13 protein-coding genes and 2 pseudogenes are annotated in these 16,559 nt (G+C 56.9%); 3 read left to right on the top strand and 12 right to left on the bottom strand.

Translation table 11 applies throughout. From position 1 onward, the window contains the following. Positions 1-44 precede the first annotated feature (44 nt). The 3 genes and pseudogenes from kdpB to kdpF all read right to left on the bottom strand — a co-directional run bounded on the left by kdpB (position 45) and on the right by kdpF (position 3,904). Positions 45-2,102 (bottom strand): potassium-transporting ATPase subunit KdpB, encoded by a 2,058-nt coding sequence (gene kdpB / locus AB4N43_RS25355; RefSeq protein ID WP_460152128.1) that lies wholly within the window; start codon positions 2,100-2,102, stop codon positions 45-47. 10 nt (positions 2,103-2,112) lie between these two features. Continuing rightward, positions 2,113-3,806 (bottom strand): annotated as a pseudogene (gene kdpA / locus AB4N43_RS25350) (potassium-transporting ATPase subunit KdpA). 8 nt (positions 3,807-3,814) lie between these two features. Then, positions 3,815-3,904, bottom strand: a complete 90-nt coding sequence (gene kdpF, locus AB4N43_RS25345; RefSeq protein WP_007899818.1) for a K(+)-transporting ATPase subunit F — start codon at positions 3,902-3,904, stop codon at positions 3,815-3,817. Positions 3,905-4,320: 416 nt separating this feature from the next. On the opposite strand from kdpF, the gene eat reads away from it, so the two are divergent. Both eat and AB4N43_RS25335 read left to right on the top strand, forming a co-directional pair. Beyond that, complete coding sequence (gene eat / locus AB4N43_RS25340; RefSeq protein ID WP_027925684.1) at positions 4,321-5,685, top strand: ethanolamine permease; 1,365 nt, start codon at positions 4,321-4,323, stop codon at positions 5,683-5,685. A gap of 123 nt (positions 5,686-5,808) precedes the next feature. Continuing rightward, entirely contained in the window at positions 5,809-5,976 is a 168-nt protein-coding gene (locus AB4N43_RS25335) for a DUF2897 family protein (protein WP_081744012.1), read from the top strand. Positions 5,977-6,021: 45 nt separating this feature from the next. Here AB4N43_RS25335 and AB4N43_RS25330 read toward each other — a convergent pair whose 3' ends face one another. Beyond that, positions 6,022-6,873 carry an urea carboxylase-associated family protein gene (locus AB4N43_RS25330; protein ID WP_027925683.1) on the bottom strand — a complete coding sequence of 284 codons (852 nt, stop codon included), beginning with the start codon at positions 6,871-6,873 and terminating at the stop codon, positions 6,022-6,024. A 15-nt stretch (positions 6,874-6,888) separates the two neighbouring features. Next, positions 6,889-7,542 (bottom strand): GntR family transcriptional regulator, encoded by a 654-nt coding sequence (locus tag AB4N43_RS25325; RefSeq protein WP_027925682.1) that lies wholly within the window; start codon positions 7,540-7,542, stop codon positions 6,889-6,891. A gap of 175 nt (positions 7,543-7,717) precedes the next feature. On the opposite strand from AB4N43_RS25325, the gene AB4N43_RS25320 reads away from it, so the two are divergent. Beyond that, a complete protein-coding gene (locus tag AB4N43_RS25320; protein ID WP_027925681.1) occupies positions 7,718-8,275 on the top strand; it encodes a TetR/AcrR family transcriptional regulator in 558 nt (185 codons plus the stop codon). Here AB4N43_RS25320 and fabF read toward each other — a convergent pair. The 7 genes and pseudogenes from fabF to AB4N43_RS25285 form a co-directional block, all read right to left on the bottom strand. Next, positions 8,272-9,546, bottom strand: coding sequence for a beta-ketoacyl-ACP synthase II (gene fabF, locus AB4N43_RS25315; protein WP_059182390.1), 1,275 nt, complete (start codon positions 9,544-9,546; stop codon positions 8,272-8,274). The genes AB4N43_RS25320 and fabF overlap by 4 nt on opposite strands. A 32-nt stretch (positions 9,547-9,578) precedes the next feature. Continuing rightward, positions 9,579-10,373, bottom strand: a complete 795-nt coding sequence (locus AB4N43_RS25310; protein WP_460152124.1) for an SDR family NAD(P)-dependent oxidoreductase — start codon at positions 10,371-10,373, stop codon at positions 9,579-9,581. Positions 10,374-10,578: 205 nt separating this feature from the next. Beyond that, complete coding sequence (locus AB4N43_RS25305) at positions 10,579-10,914, bottom strand: ComEA family DNA-binding protein (protein ID WP_460152122.1); 336 nt, start codon at positions 10,912-10,914, stop codon at positions 10,579-10,581. Positions 10,915-11,026: 112 nt separating this feature from the next. Continuing rightward, positions 11,027-13,015, bottom strand: coding sequence for a polysaccharide biosynthesis protein (locus tag AB4N43_RS25300; protein WP_460154230.1), 1,989 nt, complete (start codon positions 13,013-13,015; stop codon positions 11,027-11,029). A gap of 121 nt (positions 13,016-13,136) precedes the next feature. After that, positions 13,137-14,152 (bottom strand): annotated as a pseudogene (locus AB4N43_RS25295) (MraY family glycosyltransferase). Further along, entirely contained in the window at positions 14,152-15,051 is a 900-nt protein-coding gene (locus AB4N43_RS25290; RefSeq protein ID WP_460152120.1) for a UDP-glucose 4-epimerase family protein, read from the bottom strand. The pseudogene AB4N43_RS25295 and the gene AB4N43_RS25290 overlap by 1 nt, the downstream one beginning before the upstream one ends. An 80-nt stretch (positions 15,052-15,131) precedes the next feature. Further along, complete coding sequence (locus AB4N43_RS25285; protein WP_460152118.1) at positions 15,132-16,292, bottom strand: glycosyltransferase family 4 protein; 1,161 nt, start codon at positions 16,290-16,292, stop codon at positions 15,132-15,134. Between the last annotated feature and the right edge of the window lie 267 nt (positions 16,293-16,559).

Raw genomic sequence — 16,559 nt, 5'->3', positions numbered from 1 at the left:
CGGTGGGCGCGAGCTTGTTCCGGGGCGGCGTTCCGACGATGGCGTCAAACCAGATGCAACGCCGTCAACAGCATGTCGATTGCCTTGATGCCCACGAACGGCACCACAATCCCGCCCAATCCATAGATCAGCAGATTGCGTCGCAGCAACGCCGCCGCACTCGCCGCTTGCACCCGCACGCCACGCAAGGCCAGTGGAATCAGCACGACGATGATCAAGGCGTTGAACACGATGGCCGAGAGAATCGCGCTCTGCGGACTGGTCAGGTGCATGACGTTCAGCACGCCCAGTTGCGGATAAATCGAGGCGAACAACGCCGGCAAAATCGCGAAGTATTTGGCCACGTCGTTGGCGATGGAAAAGGTCGTCAACGCGCCGCGGGTCACCAGCAATTCCTTGCCGATCTGCACCACGTCCAGCAGTTTGGTCGGGTCGCTGTCGAGGTCGACCATGTTGGCCGCTTCGCGCGCCGCTTGGGTGCCGTCATTCATCGCCATACCGACGTCCGCCTGGGCCAATGCCGGGGCGTCGTTGGCGCCGTCGCCGCACATGGCAACCAGGCGACCGTCGTTTTGCTCGTGACGGATGCGCGCCAGTTTTTTCTCTGGGGTGGCTTCGGCCAGCACGTCGTCGACGCCCGCTTCGGCAGCAATCGCGGCGGCGGTCAGCGGGTTGTCGCCGGTCACCATGACCGTGCGAATCCCCAATTTGCGCAGCTCGGCGAAACGCTCGCGGATGCCAGGCTTGACCACGTCCTTGAGGTGAATCACACCGAGCAGTTTGCCGTCGGCGCAGACCAGCAACGGGGTGCCGCCGCTTTGGGCAATCTTGTCGATTTCCCGGGACAGCGGCGCGGCCAGGTCAGCGCGTTTCAGGCCGACGAAGACCAGCAACGAATCCACCGCGCCTTTGCGATACACGCGGCCCTGATAGTCGACACCGGACAGACGGGTTTCAGCGCTGAACGGAACCGCTGTCAGCAACTCGGCGGCGGGTTCTGGTTGTGGCTGAGTGCCGCGCAGGTACTCGACGATGGATTTGCCTTCAGCCGTGTCATCGGCCAGCGAGGCAAACAATGCGCCCTCGGCCAGTTCCTTGGCGGTGACGCCCGGGGCTGGATGCACCGCGGTGCAGCGACGGTTACCGAAGGTGATAGTGCCGGTCTTGTCCAGCAACAGGACGTGTACGTCCCCCGCTGCTTCCACGGCACGGCCGGACTTGGCGATCACGTTCAAGCGCACCAGACGGTCCATCCCGGCGATACCAATGGCGGACAGCAAACCGCCAATGGTGGTCGGAATCAGCGTGACCAACAACGCCACCAGGAACACCAGCGGCAAGCTGCCATTGGCAAAGTGGGCGAACGGCTGCAGGGTCACGACCACCAGCAGGAAGATCAGCGTCAGGCCGATCAACAGGATGTCGAGCGCCACTTCGTTCGGGGTTTTCTGGCGTTTGGCGCCTTCGACCAGGGCGATCATGCGGTCCAGTGTCGATTCGCCAGGGTTGGCGGTGATCTTCACCAGCAACCAGTCGGACACCAGTCGGGTGTTGCCGGTGACGGCCGAGCGATCTCCCCCGGACTCACGAATCACCGGCGCGGATTCACCGGTAATCGCCGCTTCGTTGACCGCCGCGATGCCTTCAATCACTTCGCCGTCACCGGGGATCATTTCCCCGGCTTCAACGCGCACCACATCACCTTTGCGCAGGCTCGTGGCCGGTACCACTTGAAAGGTGCCGTTACTGGTTTTACGGCGGGCGCTCAAGCCTTCGCTGCCGGCCTTGAGGCTGTCGGCGCGGGCCTTGCCGCGACCTTCAGCCAGGGCTTCAGCGAAGTTGGCGAATAGCACGGTGAACCACAGCCACAAAGCGATTTGCGCGGCGACAAACGTCGGCACGGCGCTGTCGGGAATGAAGCACAGCACGGTGGTCAGAATGGCAGTCAGTTCGACCACCAGCATCACCGGCGCACGCTGCAATTGCCGTGGATCGAGCTTGACGAAGGCTTGCACCAGCGCCGGGCGCCAGAGGGCCGAGATCGCGGTTTTCGGTTGTTCCGGCGCCTTGGCGACGGCGGTTTTGCTTACAGGCATATTCATGATGGATTCCTTAGAAGCCCATGCTCAGATGTTCAGCAATCGGACCCAGCGCCAGCGTCGGCAAGAAGGTCAAACCACCCACCAGCAAAATGGTCACGGTCAGCAGGGTCACAAACAGCGGGCCATGGGTCGGGAAGCTGTTCTGGCCGATCGGTGCGGTTTTCTTCATCGCCAGGCTGCCGGCCAATGCCAGTACCGGGAGGATGTAACCGAAGCGACCGATCAACATGCCAAGACCGAGCATCAGGTTGTGGAACGCGGTGTTGGCCCCGAAGCCGCCGAACGCCGAACCGTTGTTGGCACTGGCCGAGGTGTAGGCATAGAGCAACTGACTGAAACCGTGGGCGCCAGGGTTACTCACCGCCGCGACCGGGCCAGGCAGGCTGGCGGCAATCGCGCCGAGCACCAATACGCCGACCGGCATCACCAGCAAGGTCACCACCAGCAGTTGCACTTCTCGGGCTTGCAGTTTCTTGCCGAGGTATTCCGGGGTGCGGCCAATCATCAGGCCGGCGAGGAACACCGCGATCAACACGTTGAGCAACATGCCGTAGAGCCCGGCACCGACGCCGCCGAAGATCACTTCGCCGACCATCATGTTGACCAGCGCGACCATGCCGCTCAGCGGGTTAAGGCTGTCGTGCATGCCGTTGACCGAGCCGTTGGACGCCGCCGTGGTGGTCACCGACCACAACACCGTGGCCGTGGTGCCGAAGCGCGCCTCCTTGCCTTCCAGCGGCGCGGTCTGTTCGACGGCGACGTTATTCAGCGTTGGATTCGGTTGGTATTCAGCCCACAGCGAAGTCGCGCCGCCGATCAGGAACAGCGCCAGCATGCAGGCGATGATCGCGCGGCTCTGACGCAGGTCTTTGACGTAATGGCCGAAGGTGAACACCAGGGCGACCGGAATCAGAATGATCGAGCCGACTTCGAACAGGTTGCTCCACGCCGTCGGGTTCTCGAACGGGTGCGCCGAGTTGACGCCGAAGAAGCCCCCCCGTTGGTGCCCAATTGCTTGATCGCTATCTGGCTGGCGGCCGGGCCGAGCGGGATCACTTGATCGACGCCTTGCATCGTCACCGCACTCACGTACTGGGCGAAGGTTTGTGGCACGCCCTGCCAGACCAGATACAGCGCCAGCAGCAGGCACAGCGGCAGCAAGCCGTAGAGGGTAGCGCGGGTCATGTCGACCCAAAAATTGCCGAGGGTCTTGGATGACTTGCGACCGATACCGCGACACAGGGCTACCAACACGGCGAGGCCGGTGGCGGCGCTGACGAAGTTCTGCACGGTGAGGCCGACCATCTGACTCAGGTAGCTCAGGGTTGCTTCGCCGCTGTAGGACTGCCAGTTGGTATTGGTCATGAAGCTGACGGCCGTATTGAACGCTTGCGTCCATTCCTGGCCCGGCAGGTTTTGCGGGTTCAGCGGCAGGTGATCCTGAAACAACAGGATCGCGAACAACAGCAAAAAGCCCGCAAGGTTAAAGGCGAGCAGGGCCAAGGTGTACTTCTGCCAGCTCTGTTCTGCCTGCGGATCAACGCCGGCCACGCGATAGCAGCCGCGTTCCACCGGCCCGAGAATCGGCGTCAGCCACGTGCGCTGACCTTCCATTACCTTGTAGTAGAAGCGCCCGAGAAACGGCGCCGGGACCAATACCACCGCGAAAAACGCGAGGATCAGCCAATAGTCATAACTGTGCATAGCCGCTCCTAGTTCCGGTCCGCGCGCAACAGCGCAACCAACAGATAAATGAACAGCCCCACTGCCAGTAGCAGTGACACTCCGTCCAGAACGCTCATGGAAGTTCTCCGTGTTACGGCGTATTGCCGCGTGTGGAGTCATTGTCGGCAGGGAGGCTGTAAAGGAACGAGATCGAGGGTGCGGGCGAGGCATAAAGAAAGCGTAAAGAGTGGGTTTATGCCTGCTTTACAGCGGTGTTTGGGCGGGCCTCATCGCGGGCAAGCCCGGCTCCCACAGGTTCAGCGGTGGCGTCGGATTCGGAGATTGACCCAAATCCCTGTGGGAGCCGAGCTTGCTCGCGATGGCGGCACAACTGACGCCCTTGCCCTCAACTGGCGCACAAAAATGCACTCATCCAGCGGCGAACATCCCTGATACGACACCTTTTTACGCTTTACGACTGCTATCACAACACTGGCACGCCCACTGCAAACACCCTCCCCCGAGCAATCCAAACCGTTCAGGGAGCAACCGCATGAACACACAACTCAAACCCACGCTGGGCACGTTGCACTTATGGGGCATTGCCGTCGGGCTGGTGATTTCCGGTGAATATTTTGGCTGGAGCTACGGCTGGGGCGTCGCGGGTACATTGGGTTTTCTGGTGACCTCGTTCATGGTCGCGACGATGTACACCTGCTTCATCTTCAGCTTCACCGAACTGACCACGGCGATCCCCCATGCCGGCGGTCCCTTTGCCTACAGTCGCCGCGCCTTTGGCGAAAAAGGCGGATTGATCGCAGGATTGGCGACGCTGATCGAATTCGTCTTCGCGCCCCCCGCAATTGCCCTGGCGATCGGTGCTTACCTGAACGTGCAGTTTCCGGCACTCGACCCCAAACACGCGGCGGTCGGTGCCTACATCGTGTTCATGGGCCTGAACATCCTCGGGGTGAAACTTGCGGCCACGTTCGAACTGGTCGTCTGCGTACTGGCCGTGGCTGAACTGCTGGTGTTCATGGGCGTGGTTGCGCCGGCCTTCAGCTTCAGCAACTTTGCGCTGAATGGCTGGGCCGGCAGCGATGTGTTCGGTGCCCCGGCGATTGCCGGGATGTTCGCGGCGATTCCGTTCGCCATCTGGTTTTTCCTCGCCATCGAAGGCGCCGCCATGGCCGCCGAAGAAGCCAAGGACCCGAAACGCACAATTCCCAAGGCGTACATCAGCGGCATCCTGACCCTGGTGTTGCTGGCCATGGGCGTGATGTTCTTCGCTGGCGGCGTCGGCGACTGGCGCACCCTGTCAAACATCAACGATCCGCTGCCACAGGCGATGAAAACCGTGGTCGGCGAGAGCTCCGGCTGGTTGCATATGCTGGTGTGGATCGGTCTGTTCGGGCTGGTGGCGAGTTTTCACGGGATCATCCTCGGCTACTCGCGGCAGTTCTTCGCCCTGGCCCGGGCCGGCTACCTGCCAACCTCCCTGGCGAAACTGTCGCGTTTCCAGACGCCGCACCGGGCAATCATCGCTGGCGGCGTGATCGGCATCGCGGCGATTTACAGCGACGGTTTGATCAACCTCGGCGGCATGACACTGACCGCGGCGATGATCACCATGGCGGTGTTCGGTGCGATCGTGATGTACATCATGAGCATGCTCAGCCTGTTCAAACTGCGCAAAACCGAACCGAACCTTGAGCGTACGTTCCGTGCGCCGTGCTATCCGCTGGTGCCGATGATCGCACTGGTACTGGCGGTGGTCTGCCTGGTGGCGATGGCCTGGTTCAACGCCTTGATCGGGCTGATCTTCCTCGGCTTCATGGCGGCAGGTTTCGTGTACTTCCTGCTCACGGCGCAATTGCGTGCAGACGCACCGGCAGACGCGATGCTGACCGGGCTGTAAACGCTTCAGGTGCGATTGGCTTATCAGGCATAGAATGGAACCACTGCGAAAATCCATCGCTCAAAGTGGTATGCACGATCGATTGGCGACCTCCGCCAATCGCCCTGCCTCAAGGAGAGCCCTATGCCCTGGTATGCCTGGTTGATTCTGGTCGTTGCAATCGGCTCGATCGTTGGTGGCTTGATGATGTTGCGAGACACCGCCACCAAGGTCGACCTGACCGAAGAGCAACGAAAACGCGTCGCTGAACGCAATGCGGAAATGGATGCCAAGGAAGCACAGGACCGCTAACGAAAACCCCCCTGTCATTCTCAGTGAATGACAGGGGGTTTGCTTTTATTGTTCCCAGTCGGCTTTGGCGATGTGCAAGCCGTGCATACCTTTGTACGCCGCGCGCTCCGGTTGGCTCCAGCCTTCCAGCAACGACTCCTGCAACCGATAAATCTCCACGCCCAGCGGTCGACATACGGTCAGCGGATCCTGCGCATCCGGCCCCCACATGGCCAGCGACAGGTCACCACCTGGACAGGTCGAGAGCGCGCACAGCAAATCGATCTCGGCAAAGAACTCCAGGTAATCGCCCTTCTGCGCCGGACAGGCTTTCATGAAGTAAAGGTCGTCGTGATTCAGACCGGTGCACTGGAAAATGTTCAGCACGTCATGCACGTCGAACTCGGTCAGGCCATAGGGCAAAACGGCGCGAGTCAGGTTGGAATGGCAGTGATGATGGAAGTCCTCACCAGTGAGCATCTTGTTCACATAAGGATCGCAGCGCGTGCCGAGTAAATCATGCAAGCGACCGCCGTGTTCGTCGATGCCATAACCCGCCAGGCTGTCGTCGGTAATCGTCACCAGCGGCCGCAAAAAAGGCAGGTTCGACCAGAGCCGGTCGTGGGTGCTGACGTGGGCGCCCTGCAATTGACGGGTGCGCGCCGCCCATAAGCGCTCCCGTGGGTCATGGGCGTTCCAGACGTTGAAATCCCCCACTTGCGGCCCGACCGGTGTGGTGACACGAAACACATGGCCTGCCGGCACGTTCCAGGCGCGGCCGGTGCGGATCGGTACTTCGAACTGCTCGATCAGCGTCCGCCCGTCCTTCGCATCCCGAATCCGTTCGTAGAAGGCTGTATCCACCTGCAACGCCGAGCCTTTGCTGACTTGATAGGCCGCCGGATAGTCTTTGTACATGGCACGAATCCTCGATCAGTGATGGGAAGAAGGGGTACATATCTGCAACAGGAGGTGTTCCGAATCATCCAGGTAAAGGCTCATCGCATCCGCAGCTGCGCGGGTATCGCCCTCGGCCAGCAAGGCATGGATCTGCCGGTCACGCGCCAGCCATGGCGCCTGAAAACGTGATTCATCGGGCGCGGTGGAGAACACCAGACGCAATTGCGCGACGACGTTGGTGAAGAACTCATCAAACAACGGACTGCGCAGCAACCCGACAATGTGTTGATGAAAGGCCAGGCTGTGAGTGCCGACGGCACGCCAGTCCTCACGCTCCCTGGCCAGCTCGGTGGCTTCCAGGGCCTGGAGCATCCGCGCCGACTGATCGTCGCGCAGCGGCGGGCTGGCATTGATGGCTTGCAACTCGAGGGTGCGCCGGACCTTGAACAGGTCACGCACGTCCACTACGCCCAGCCTGCGCACGCTCACCCCTTTGTTGCGGACATACACGGTCAACCCTTCCTGACCCAAGCGGTGCAAGGCCTCGCGGATCGTATTGCGAGAAGCGTTATAGGCAGACACCAGATCGTTTTCCACCAACGCCATGCCGGGCACCAATCGGCCGCCAATGATGTCGGCACGCAATTCCAGTGTGATGTGGTCGGCCAGGGACTGTCCGTTGCTCATGCGCTTCGCCTTATGATTGTTCAACAATCTCTGGCTAATGAGTAATCACTATCCGTGCCAGATCACGTCGTGTTCAGGACGGAGTTGGACGCATCTGCATGCTTTATAGAAGTAGAAGTACAGTCGCCATCTTATTTTCATTGGTTAAGATGGCGCATTGTTGCGGAGATTTCAGATGCGTTACTCGCAGGACCATAAAGCCCAGACCCATCAGCGCATCATCAAGGAAGCGTCAGCGCGATTCCGCCGCGACGGTATTGGTGCGACCGGCCTGCAACCGCTGATGAAAGCCCTGGGGTTGACCCACGGCGGTTTTTACTCGCACTTCACGTCCAAGGACGAACTGGTTGAAAAGGCGTTGCAAGCGGCGGGTGATCAGTGCGACGCCGTCTGCGCCGAGTTGTTCGCCCAGGATCGCCCGCTGGAAGCGTTCATCGACACCTATTTGTCGGAATGGCACCAGACCTCGCCGCATGAAGGATGCCCGTTACCGACCATGTCCTCGGAACTCGGCTTGCGCGGGCAGCCAAGTCCGACCTCGGACGTGGTGCTGAACGCACGACTCCAACAAATAGAAAACAGCCTTGAAGGCGAAGATGCCGCTGACCAGAGCGTCTTTATCATGTCCGCCCTGGTCGGCGCATTGTTGTTATCGCGCAGTGTCGAGAGTCCGGAGCTGGCTCAGCGGATTCTTGACGTGACCCGCGCGTTTCTTAAACAACCGCAGGATTAACCCTGCCAGCGTTTGAACAACACGCTGGCATTGACCCCGCCAAACCCGAAGCCGTTGGACAACGCGTACTCGATAGCCATTGGCCGCGCCTGACCGTGGACGATGTCCACACCTTGCGCCGCCGGGTCCGGGTTATCGAAGTTCAAAGTGGCCGGCACGATCTGATCGCGAATCGCCAACAGCGTGAAGATCGCCTCAACCCCACCAGCAGCGCCGAGCAAATGCCCTATCGCCGACTTGGTCGATGTCACCGCCACCTTGTTGTCTGAACCGAACAATGACTTGATCGCCGCTAACTCGCCGAGGTCGCCCACCGGCGTCGACGTGGCATGCGCATTGAGATGTTGCACCTGTGCGGCTGAAACACCGGCCTGTGCCAATGCCAGCGACATCGCCCGACGTGCACCATTGCCATCTTCCGGGCCCGCCGTCAGATGGTAAGCATCGGCGCTGGTGCCGTAGCCGACCAACTCGGCTAACGGTTGAGCCCCGCGCGCCAAGGCGTGCTCCAGGGATTCAATCACCAGAAGGCCAGCGCCCTCGCCCATCACAAAGCCGTCGCGAGCACTGTCGAACGGCCGGGAAGCACGTTCCGGGGTTTCGTTGAAACCGCTGGACAAGGCTCGCGCCGCCGCGAACCCGGCAAGACTGACCCGATCGATCGCCGCCTCCGCGCCGCCGCACACGGCAATATCCGCTTCGCCACAACGAATCAGCCGCGCCGCATCACCAATCGCCTGAACCCCCGCCGCACACGCCGTCACCGGAGCACCCAACGGGCCTTTGAAACCGTGCTGGATCGACACATGACCCGCAGCGAGGTTGACCAGGAACGACGGAATGGTGAAGGGCGACAGTCGCCGTGGGCCACGGCTGTCGGTGGTGCGCACCGCATCGGCAATGGCGCCGAATCCGCCGATTCCTGAGCCGATGATGGTTGCGGTACGTTCCTGGGCTTGCGCGTCCAGCGCCTGCCAACCCGCCTGCTCCAACGCCTGCCGCGCGGCTTCCATGGCAAACAGAATGAAGCGGTCCATCTTCTTCTGCTCTTTGGGTGGCGTCGCCCGATCCGGATCAAAACCCGCCTCGGCATCCTCCTCGGCAGTCGGCACCACACCGCCCACCTTTGCCGGCAAATCGGCGACCACCTCGTCCGGCAAAATCCGCAACCCGGAACGCCCGGCCAGCAGACGCTCCCAGACAACTTCTACACCGCTACCCAATGGAGACACCAGGCCCATGCCGGTGACAACTACTCGACGATCACTCATGCCGTAATTACCTCAATACGATTGAAGGTGTTTCATTTGTAACGTGCGGCGGCGGTACTTTTGGAAAGATTCGGCGCCATGACCAAGCGGGCCTTCACAAAGTCGTCCCAGTCCGAGGCGTTCGGCAACGATGGAATGGTGATCAGTTCACCTTGGTCCAAGCCGGATAACGCCGCATCAACCATTTCGCCGGCTTCCATGACCATCTCCGCCGGAATCTGGCTGGCGTCGATGCCGGAGCGTTCCCAGATTTCGGTACGCGTGACACCCGGCAAAACGGCCTGGACCTTGACCCCGGTGCCATCCAGTTCGGCATTCAGGGATTGGGTCAGGCTTAACACATAAGCTTTACTGGCGCTGTAGGTTGCATTGAAGCGCTCAGGGAACAGCGCGACCACCGATGCGATATTGATGATCGAACCCCGGCCGGCCTTGGCAAAACTGGCGGCTGCCGCCGATGCCAGGCGTGTGACCGTAGTGACATTCAGTTGAATCAGCTTTTCCAGCTGTTCCATGTCGGCATTTGCCAGCAGACCATCCGACGCGACGCCAGCGTTGTTCAGCAACAGGCTGATACTCGAATCACTGCGAAGACGTTGTTCGATCTTCAGCACATCATCCTTTTGTGTCAGGTCTGCCTTCAGCACTTCTACCTGAACACCATACTCGGTGCGCAACTGGCTCGCTGCCGCCTCAAGCCGCTGCTCGTCGCGAGCGACCAGCAGCAAATCAAAACCACGCGCCGCCAACCGCTCAGCGTATATCGCACCGATACCGGAAGATGCGCCGGTAACAAGGGCCGTACCTTGGGACTGGGAGGAAGTCATGACTGTGCTCCAGGAAAAGACTTGAGGAAAATGAGCGTCTGAACATCAGCACGCTTCAGCGGCACGCGAATGAATTATAGGCATAATATCAGCGACATATGATAGCCATAATTTTTTATCAGCCGATGAAAGGCGTCTCCCCTCCCCTATTCCCAGAATGAAAAAAGGCCGGTCAATGACCGGCCTCTGGGCTTGAGTTACAAGCTTAGTTCACCTGAAGCTTTTCGCGGTTCTTGTCCACAATCGCTTTCCCTATCCCTTTCACTTCCAGCAGTTCGTCTATAGACGAAAATGGCCCATTACTCTCACGATAAGCAACAATCGCCTTGGCTTTGGCCTCACCGATACCGGACAGCTCACGCTGCAATGTCGGTGCATCGGCTGCATTGAGATCGACTTTGCCAACCTGCATCTTAGGGGAAACGTCCAGCACCGAAGGTGCGTTGGCAGGCTCGGGTTTCACAGCTGGCGCGGCAATAGCGGCAATAGAGGCGCTGGTGAGCAGTGCAAAAACCAAAGAGTAGAAATAGCCAGTACGCATAGATGAAGCTCCATAACATCGTTTGAGAAAGCAGCTTTTCCGAAGCTGCTCTCCAAACTTAGGCGATGGTGGGAGCTTGTCAAAAATGTGTCTGTTGCAGAATGTGAAACAATCAGGGGTCGAGGCGGCGTTGCTGGTAGATCCAGTCGACGATATCCCCGTCTGGGGTGTAGCCGCTGACCGTATCACGCAGCAATTGGCGGACCCGAAAGTAGTCATCCTGCTCAACTGCCGCCAACAACTCAACAAGCCTTGCCTTGAGCACATCCCAGGAAAGGTAGTCCTCGCTGGCAGTCATGATCATCGGGTGCAGAGTCGCCGCAACGTTATCGCCAATCAGTAACTCTTCGTAAAGTTTTTCACCAGGACGAAGCCCCGTGAACTCGATGGCAATATCACCATGGGGATTCTTTTCCGATCGCACACTCAGACCAGAAAGGTGAATCATCTTTTCTGCCAGCTCTACAATCTTCACCGGCTCGCCCATATCCAGAACGAAAACGTCACCACCCTGCCCCATTGAACCTGCCTGAATCACCAGTTGGGCGGCCTCAGGGATAGTCATGAAGTAGCGGGTGATCTTCGGATGAGTAACCGTGAGAGGTCCACCTAACTGGATCTGTTTGTGGAACAACGGTATGACCGACCCGGAGGATCCCAGCACGTTCCCGAAACGCACCATCGTGAAACGGGTTTTATTGACCCGGGATACATTCGACGTATCAGCAAACAAAACAGGGGCCAGTTCGCGGCTCAGGGCCTGGAGCGTCATTTCAGCCAAACGCTTTGTACTGCCCATCACGTTGGTTGGCCTGACAGCCTTGTCTGTGGAAATAAGTACGAAGTTGGCAACGCCAGCTTGCAACGCGGCTTGCGCGGTGTTCAACGTACCGATGACATTGTTGACTACGCCTTCGGCAATATTGTGTTCAACCATTGGAACGTGTTTATAGGCCGCAGCGTGATAAACCGTATCGACGCGCCATGTCTTCATTACGTCCAGCAGTTTGTCCTGGTTACGCACGGAGCCAAGGATCGAGAGCAACTTTACAGGCAACGATTCACGCGCGATTCGCTGCTCCAACTCCGACATGATGCTGTACAGGTTGAATTCACTGTGTTCAAACAGCAAAAGAGTAGTCGGTCGCAAGGCAAGGATCTGCCGGCACAGTTCAGAGCCGATAGAACCACCGGCACCGGTCACCAAAACCACTTGTGCCTTGATGCAGTGTTCAAGCAGATCGGCCTGTGCCGGTACTGAATCACGGCCAAGCAGGTCGCCGATGTCGACCTCTTGAATATCATCGACTTTCACACGACCGCTTGCCAGGTCCATGAAACCGGGAACACTTCGCACGTGCAGCGGGAACCCTTCCAGGTACCCCAGAATCTCACGACGGCGTCCACGATTGGCCGAGGGTATGGCCAAGAGGATTTCCTGAGCGCCAGTCGCATCGATCATTCGTTGAATATGCTTGGGCTTGTAAACCTGTAATCCCGAAATAACCCTGTCGGCAATACTGCAGTCATCATCGATAAAGGCGACCGGACGCATTGCTCGCCCCATGCGCAGAGCCGCGACGAGCTGGTTGCCTGCCGCCCCGGCACCATAAATGGCAACCTTGGGCAATCCATTGTCCCTGTTCGTAAACGGTACGTGCTGTGCAGCGGTAAACCAGTCACCGAGAAAATATTGACGCATCGCCAACCGCAGCCCGCCGATCATCAGCAGACTGAGCCACCAGTAATTGAAAATAATCGAACGGGGCACAACATTCTGATGATTGCTATACCAATAGACCACGAGGCCGAGGATGAGCGCGGACAGGCTCACGGCTTTCACGATTTCGATCAGCGCATCGTTACCAAAGTAACGTAGAACCGCGCGGTAAAGACCGAAACGAATGAAGAGCGGAATCGCGATGACAGGAGCACACAGGAACAACCACGTGTGATCTCTGAGCGGATTTATGATCTCGTCAATCCCAAGGCGAACGACAAAAGCCATCCAAAGCGCAATCCAGACCAACACTACATCGGTCCCAACCTGCATCAGCCTTTTTTGCCGCCGAGGAAGCTGGAGTAGCCATTGGCGAAACATCTCAATATCCTTTTCAAAAAAGCAAGCGACAAGCTTAAAGCTCAAGAGGGTTTATCTCAATTGACTTCAAGGCTCTTCCCCCCTGCGCCCTGTGAAAACTGCGCCGGGAGGAAGAACCGAATCAACCTTCGCGTTGACCTGCCTTGAACCTCAAGGCCAGAAGAATCAATGGTACGTAGGCTATCAACAAACCGACAAAACCATCGAGACTGCCCAAGGCCACCAAAGTGGCAATCGGTAACAGCCAAATCAGGTTGATGCCGGTGACGGACAAGGTGATGGGCAGGTGTCCACCAAACTGACGTGACGCATATTGATAAGCGTGGCTGCGATGAGCCTCGTGCACCTTGTCACCCTTGACCAGTCGGACAACAAGGGTACAGGTCGCGTCGACGATGAATACGCCCAACAGAATGAGCCACCCCCATAACAATGCAGGGTTGACCCACGCTGCTTGCAACGACAAGAAGCCCAGCGTAATCCCCAGGAACCCACTACCTGCATCGCCCATGAAAATACGCGCGGGGGGGAAATTCCAATACAGAAAACCAGTCACTGCCAGCGCCAACGCTATCGGGCCCCAAACAAATTCGATGTTTGCGGAAACAACATAAAGTAGTGCCCCTCCCAGACACACAAATATCGCTTCCATACTTGCCAATCCATCGATCCCGTCCATGAAGTTATAAAGATTCAACAACCAGACGAGATAAAGACTTCCGAACACGTAACCGGTCCAAGCTAAATTCACCGACGTCCCGAAGAGCTGAATCGGAGCCAATCCGCCAAGAAGAACCAACCCCGTGATCGCGGCGATAAAATGCCCCAACAACCGCCAACGTGCCGGAATATGACCATGATCGTCGAGGAACCCGATAACAGCGATTGCGCCCCCAGGCACCGCGATTGCCCATGTCAGCGACCATTGAATCTGTCCGGTCAGTGCAAGTAAAACTGCACTCAATACAAATGACACAACAATGGCCACACCGCCCCCCTGGGGGTAGGCAGCACATGAGAACTTCGCGCATTCGGAATATCTATAAGACTATTGGAGAGCGCATATCGACGCAGTACAGCGGTTCCAGCGAGTGCACCGGCAAGCGCCAACGGTAAAATCCAGTATAAGCTGGTCATCAACGGTATTCCAAAAATTCTTTAGCAGTTCTATTCAAGGCATCTTGTACGGAAACTGGCGGATTCCAACCCAATAACGTTCGGGTTTTACTGATATCAACCTGCAGCGAACCGCACAATCGCTGGGACAATGCTCGCCGCCCCAAAGCCACTGCGCAGAAAACCAGCAATCGCTCAGGCACGGGAATCAACCGACTCTTGACGCCTAGAGCTTCAGCAGTTCGATTCAGTAACTCAGTCGTAGACAAGTCAACGCCATCGCTAACCAAAAATATTTGACCGGCAGCATTATCATGTTTCAGGCAAACCAAAATCAAACTGACCAGGTTTTCAAGCGACACCAGACTGCGCTTATTATGAATAGCACCGAAAGGTAGAGGTATACCTTTCTTGAGCCATCCCATCATATTTCGAAAATTAGCCTTGACGCCTGGCCCATAAATCAAAGTAGGACGAATAATAACAACTTCCATGCCCGTTTCCTGGGACAGAGCTAGTAACGCCCCCTCTGCTTCCTTCTTGGAAATGCCATAGGGATCGGATGGCGCTGGATTATCGTCAGCAGTGAAAGGGTGACCAGGATTCGTCTCCTCGCCATTCACTTTGATTGAACTGATAAAGACAAAACGCTTAACTCCGGCTTGCGCAGCTTGCCGGGCAAGATTGACTGTGCCCTCGACATTAATCTTGCGAAACTCGGTTAACGCGTCCGCGGCGACTTCCTTCATCACATGCACCCTTGCAGCAGCATGAACGATAACCGCGACGCCCTTTAAACTATCTCCCCATTCGGTTGATGATGAGATATCAGAAATATAGAACGATTGGGCGTTTGCTACAGCCGCATTTGCTTTTGAACGTACGACGGAAACTGGTAAATAACCCGATTGGTTATCCAAAGCCCTGACCAGTGCGGACCCAACGAATCCAGTCGCCCCGGTGACTAGGACTCGCCGAGCTGCGTGATCTATATCAATAGTCAATTTGAGAAACCCTTGTACTCATTGATCAATAAATCAGAACAGTTCTTCGCGCCAAAATCGTTGCGAGCACGATCCCTGGCAGCAGCCCCCATTGCCGACATTAATGAAACGTTGTTCAATGTAGAGAGAATCGCCTTTTCAAGTGCAACAGCATCTCTGACGGGAACTAAAATTCCCGTTTCGCCATCGACTATTGCATCAGTCAAGCCATAGATATCGGTACCAATCGTTGGCGTACCCATTGCAGCGGCCTCGATAACCACTGTACCGAAACCTTCCCTATAACTGGGCAGACATAACAAATCGGCGAGAGCCATATATTTCTCAGGCTCATCGGAATAACCCACTATCCTTATGTATTTTCGCACGTTGCCATCTTTCACCTGCGCGACAACTTCCTCTCCGACTGACTCGAATGGACCGACAAGTACAAGAAATACATTGCCGTCTTTATTCACGATCTCGGCGAATGCAGAGACAAGTTCCTTGATACCTTTGTCAGGCGTAATTCTACCAACAAATAAAAGAACCTTACCCGATTCAGGTATGTCCATGTCAGTTCGCAAAGCACTTAGCTTTTCCGAGGAGTAGCGAGACGGATCAAACCGGTTCAAATCGATACCTGCCAAAGAGCCAGCACCAATAACCGATATCTTCTCTGTCTTGATAATCCCGCAGGAAACGAGAAATTTTTTCTGACTTTCACTATCCGCATAACAATGAGTGTTCAACAAACCAATAATCTTGTCACACGTTTTCAGAATCGTTCGCTTGACGCCACCCATTGTAGCCCAGGGCTGACCCGTGAACGTATGCAGTCGAATTTTCGTACCCGAAAAAACACCCGCTATCGCACAAAGCAATCCGGCTTTCGGGGTAGTTGAATGAACAATATCAAATTTGTTTTTTCTGAAAGTACTAATCAACGCGATCAGACTTAAAAAATCCTTGATTGGATTTATGTCCCGCTCAATATTGACAGGAATATAGGTGAAGCTCTTGTTTTCCGTGAGCTCATCACTCATTTCGTCGCGACTGGCAATGACCGTAACAGCCATACCGGAAGCGCTCAACGCTTCGATTTGAGCTCGTAGCTGGGTGACCACAAAGAACGGTACTGTCGAAACTCGAGCAACTTTTAATTCATTAGCTTGCAATGAAAATCTCCCCTCATGCCTTGGCGCCGGCCATACCCACGCAGAACCAGCAAAATCCGATGATCCAAGACCTGTAAAACACACCCAAAATATAGCTTATATTTTGGGGTAACTAGGCACGTAACACCATTGTTATGGCCCTGATCAGACTATCGGCTTCTGCGCGAAAAGCTCGCCAATGGCACCGGGCACTTCCCTTTCGGAAGCAAACGTGGCCGAAGGTGATACGACTCAACGACCCAACTTCATGACCTGATCCACATAGAT

Source organism: Pseudomonas sp. S2_B07, assembly GCF_054668435.1.
This window is presented reverse-complemented; position numbering and strand designations above follow the sequence as displayed.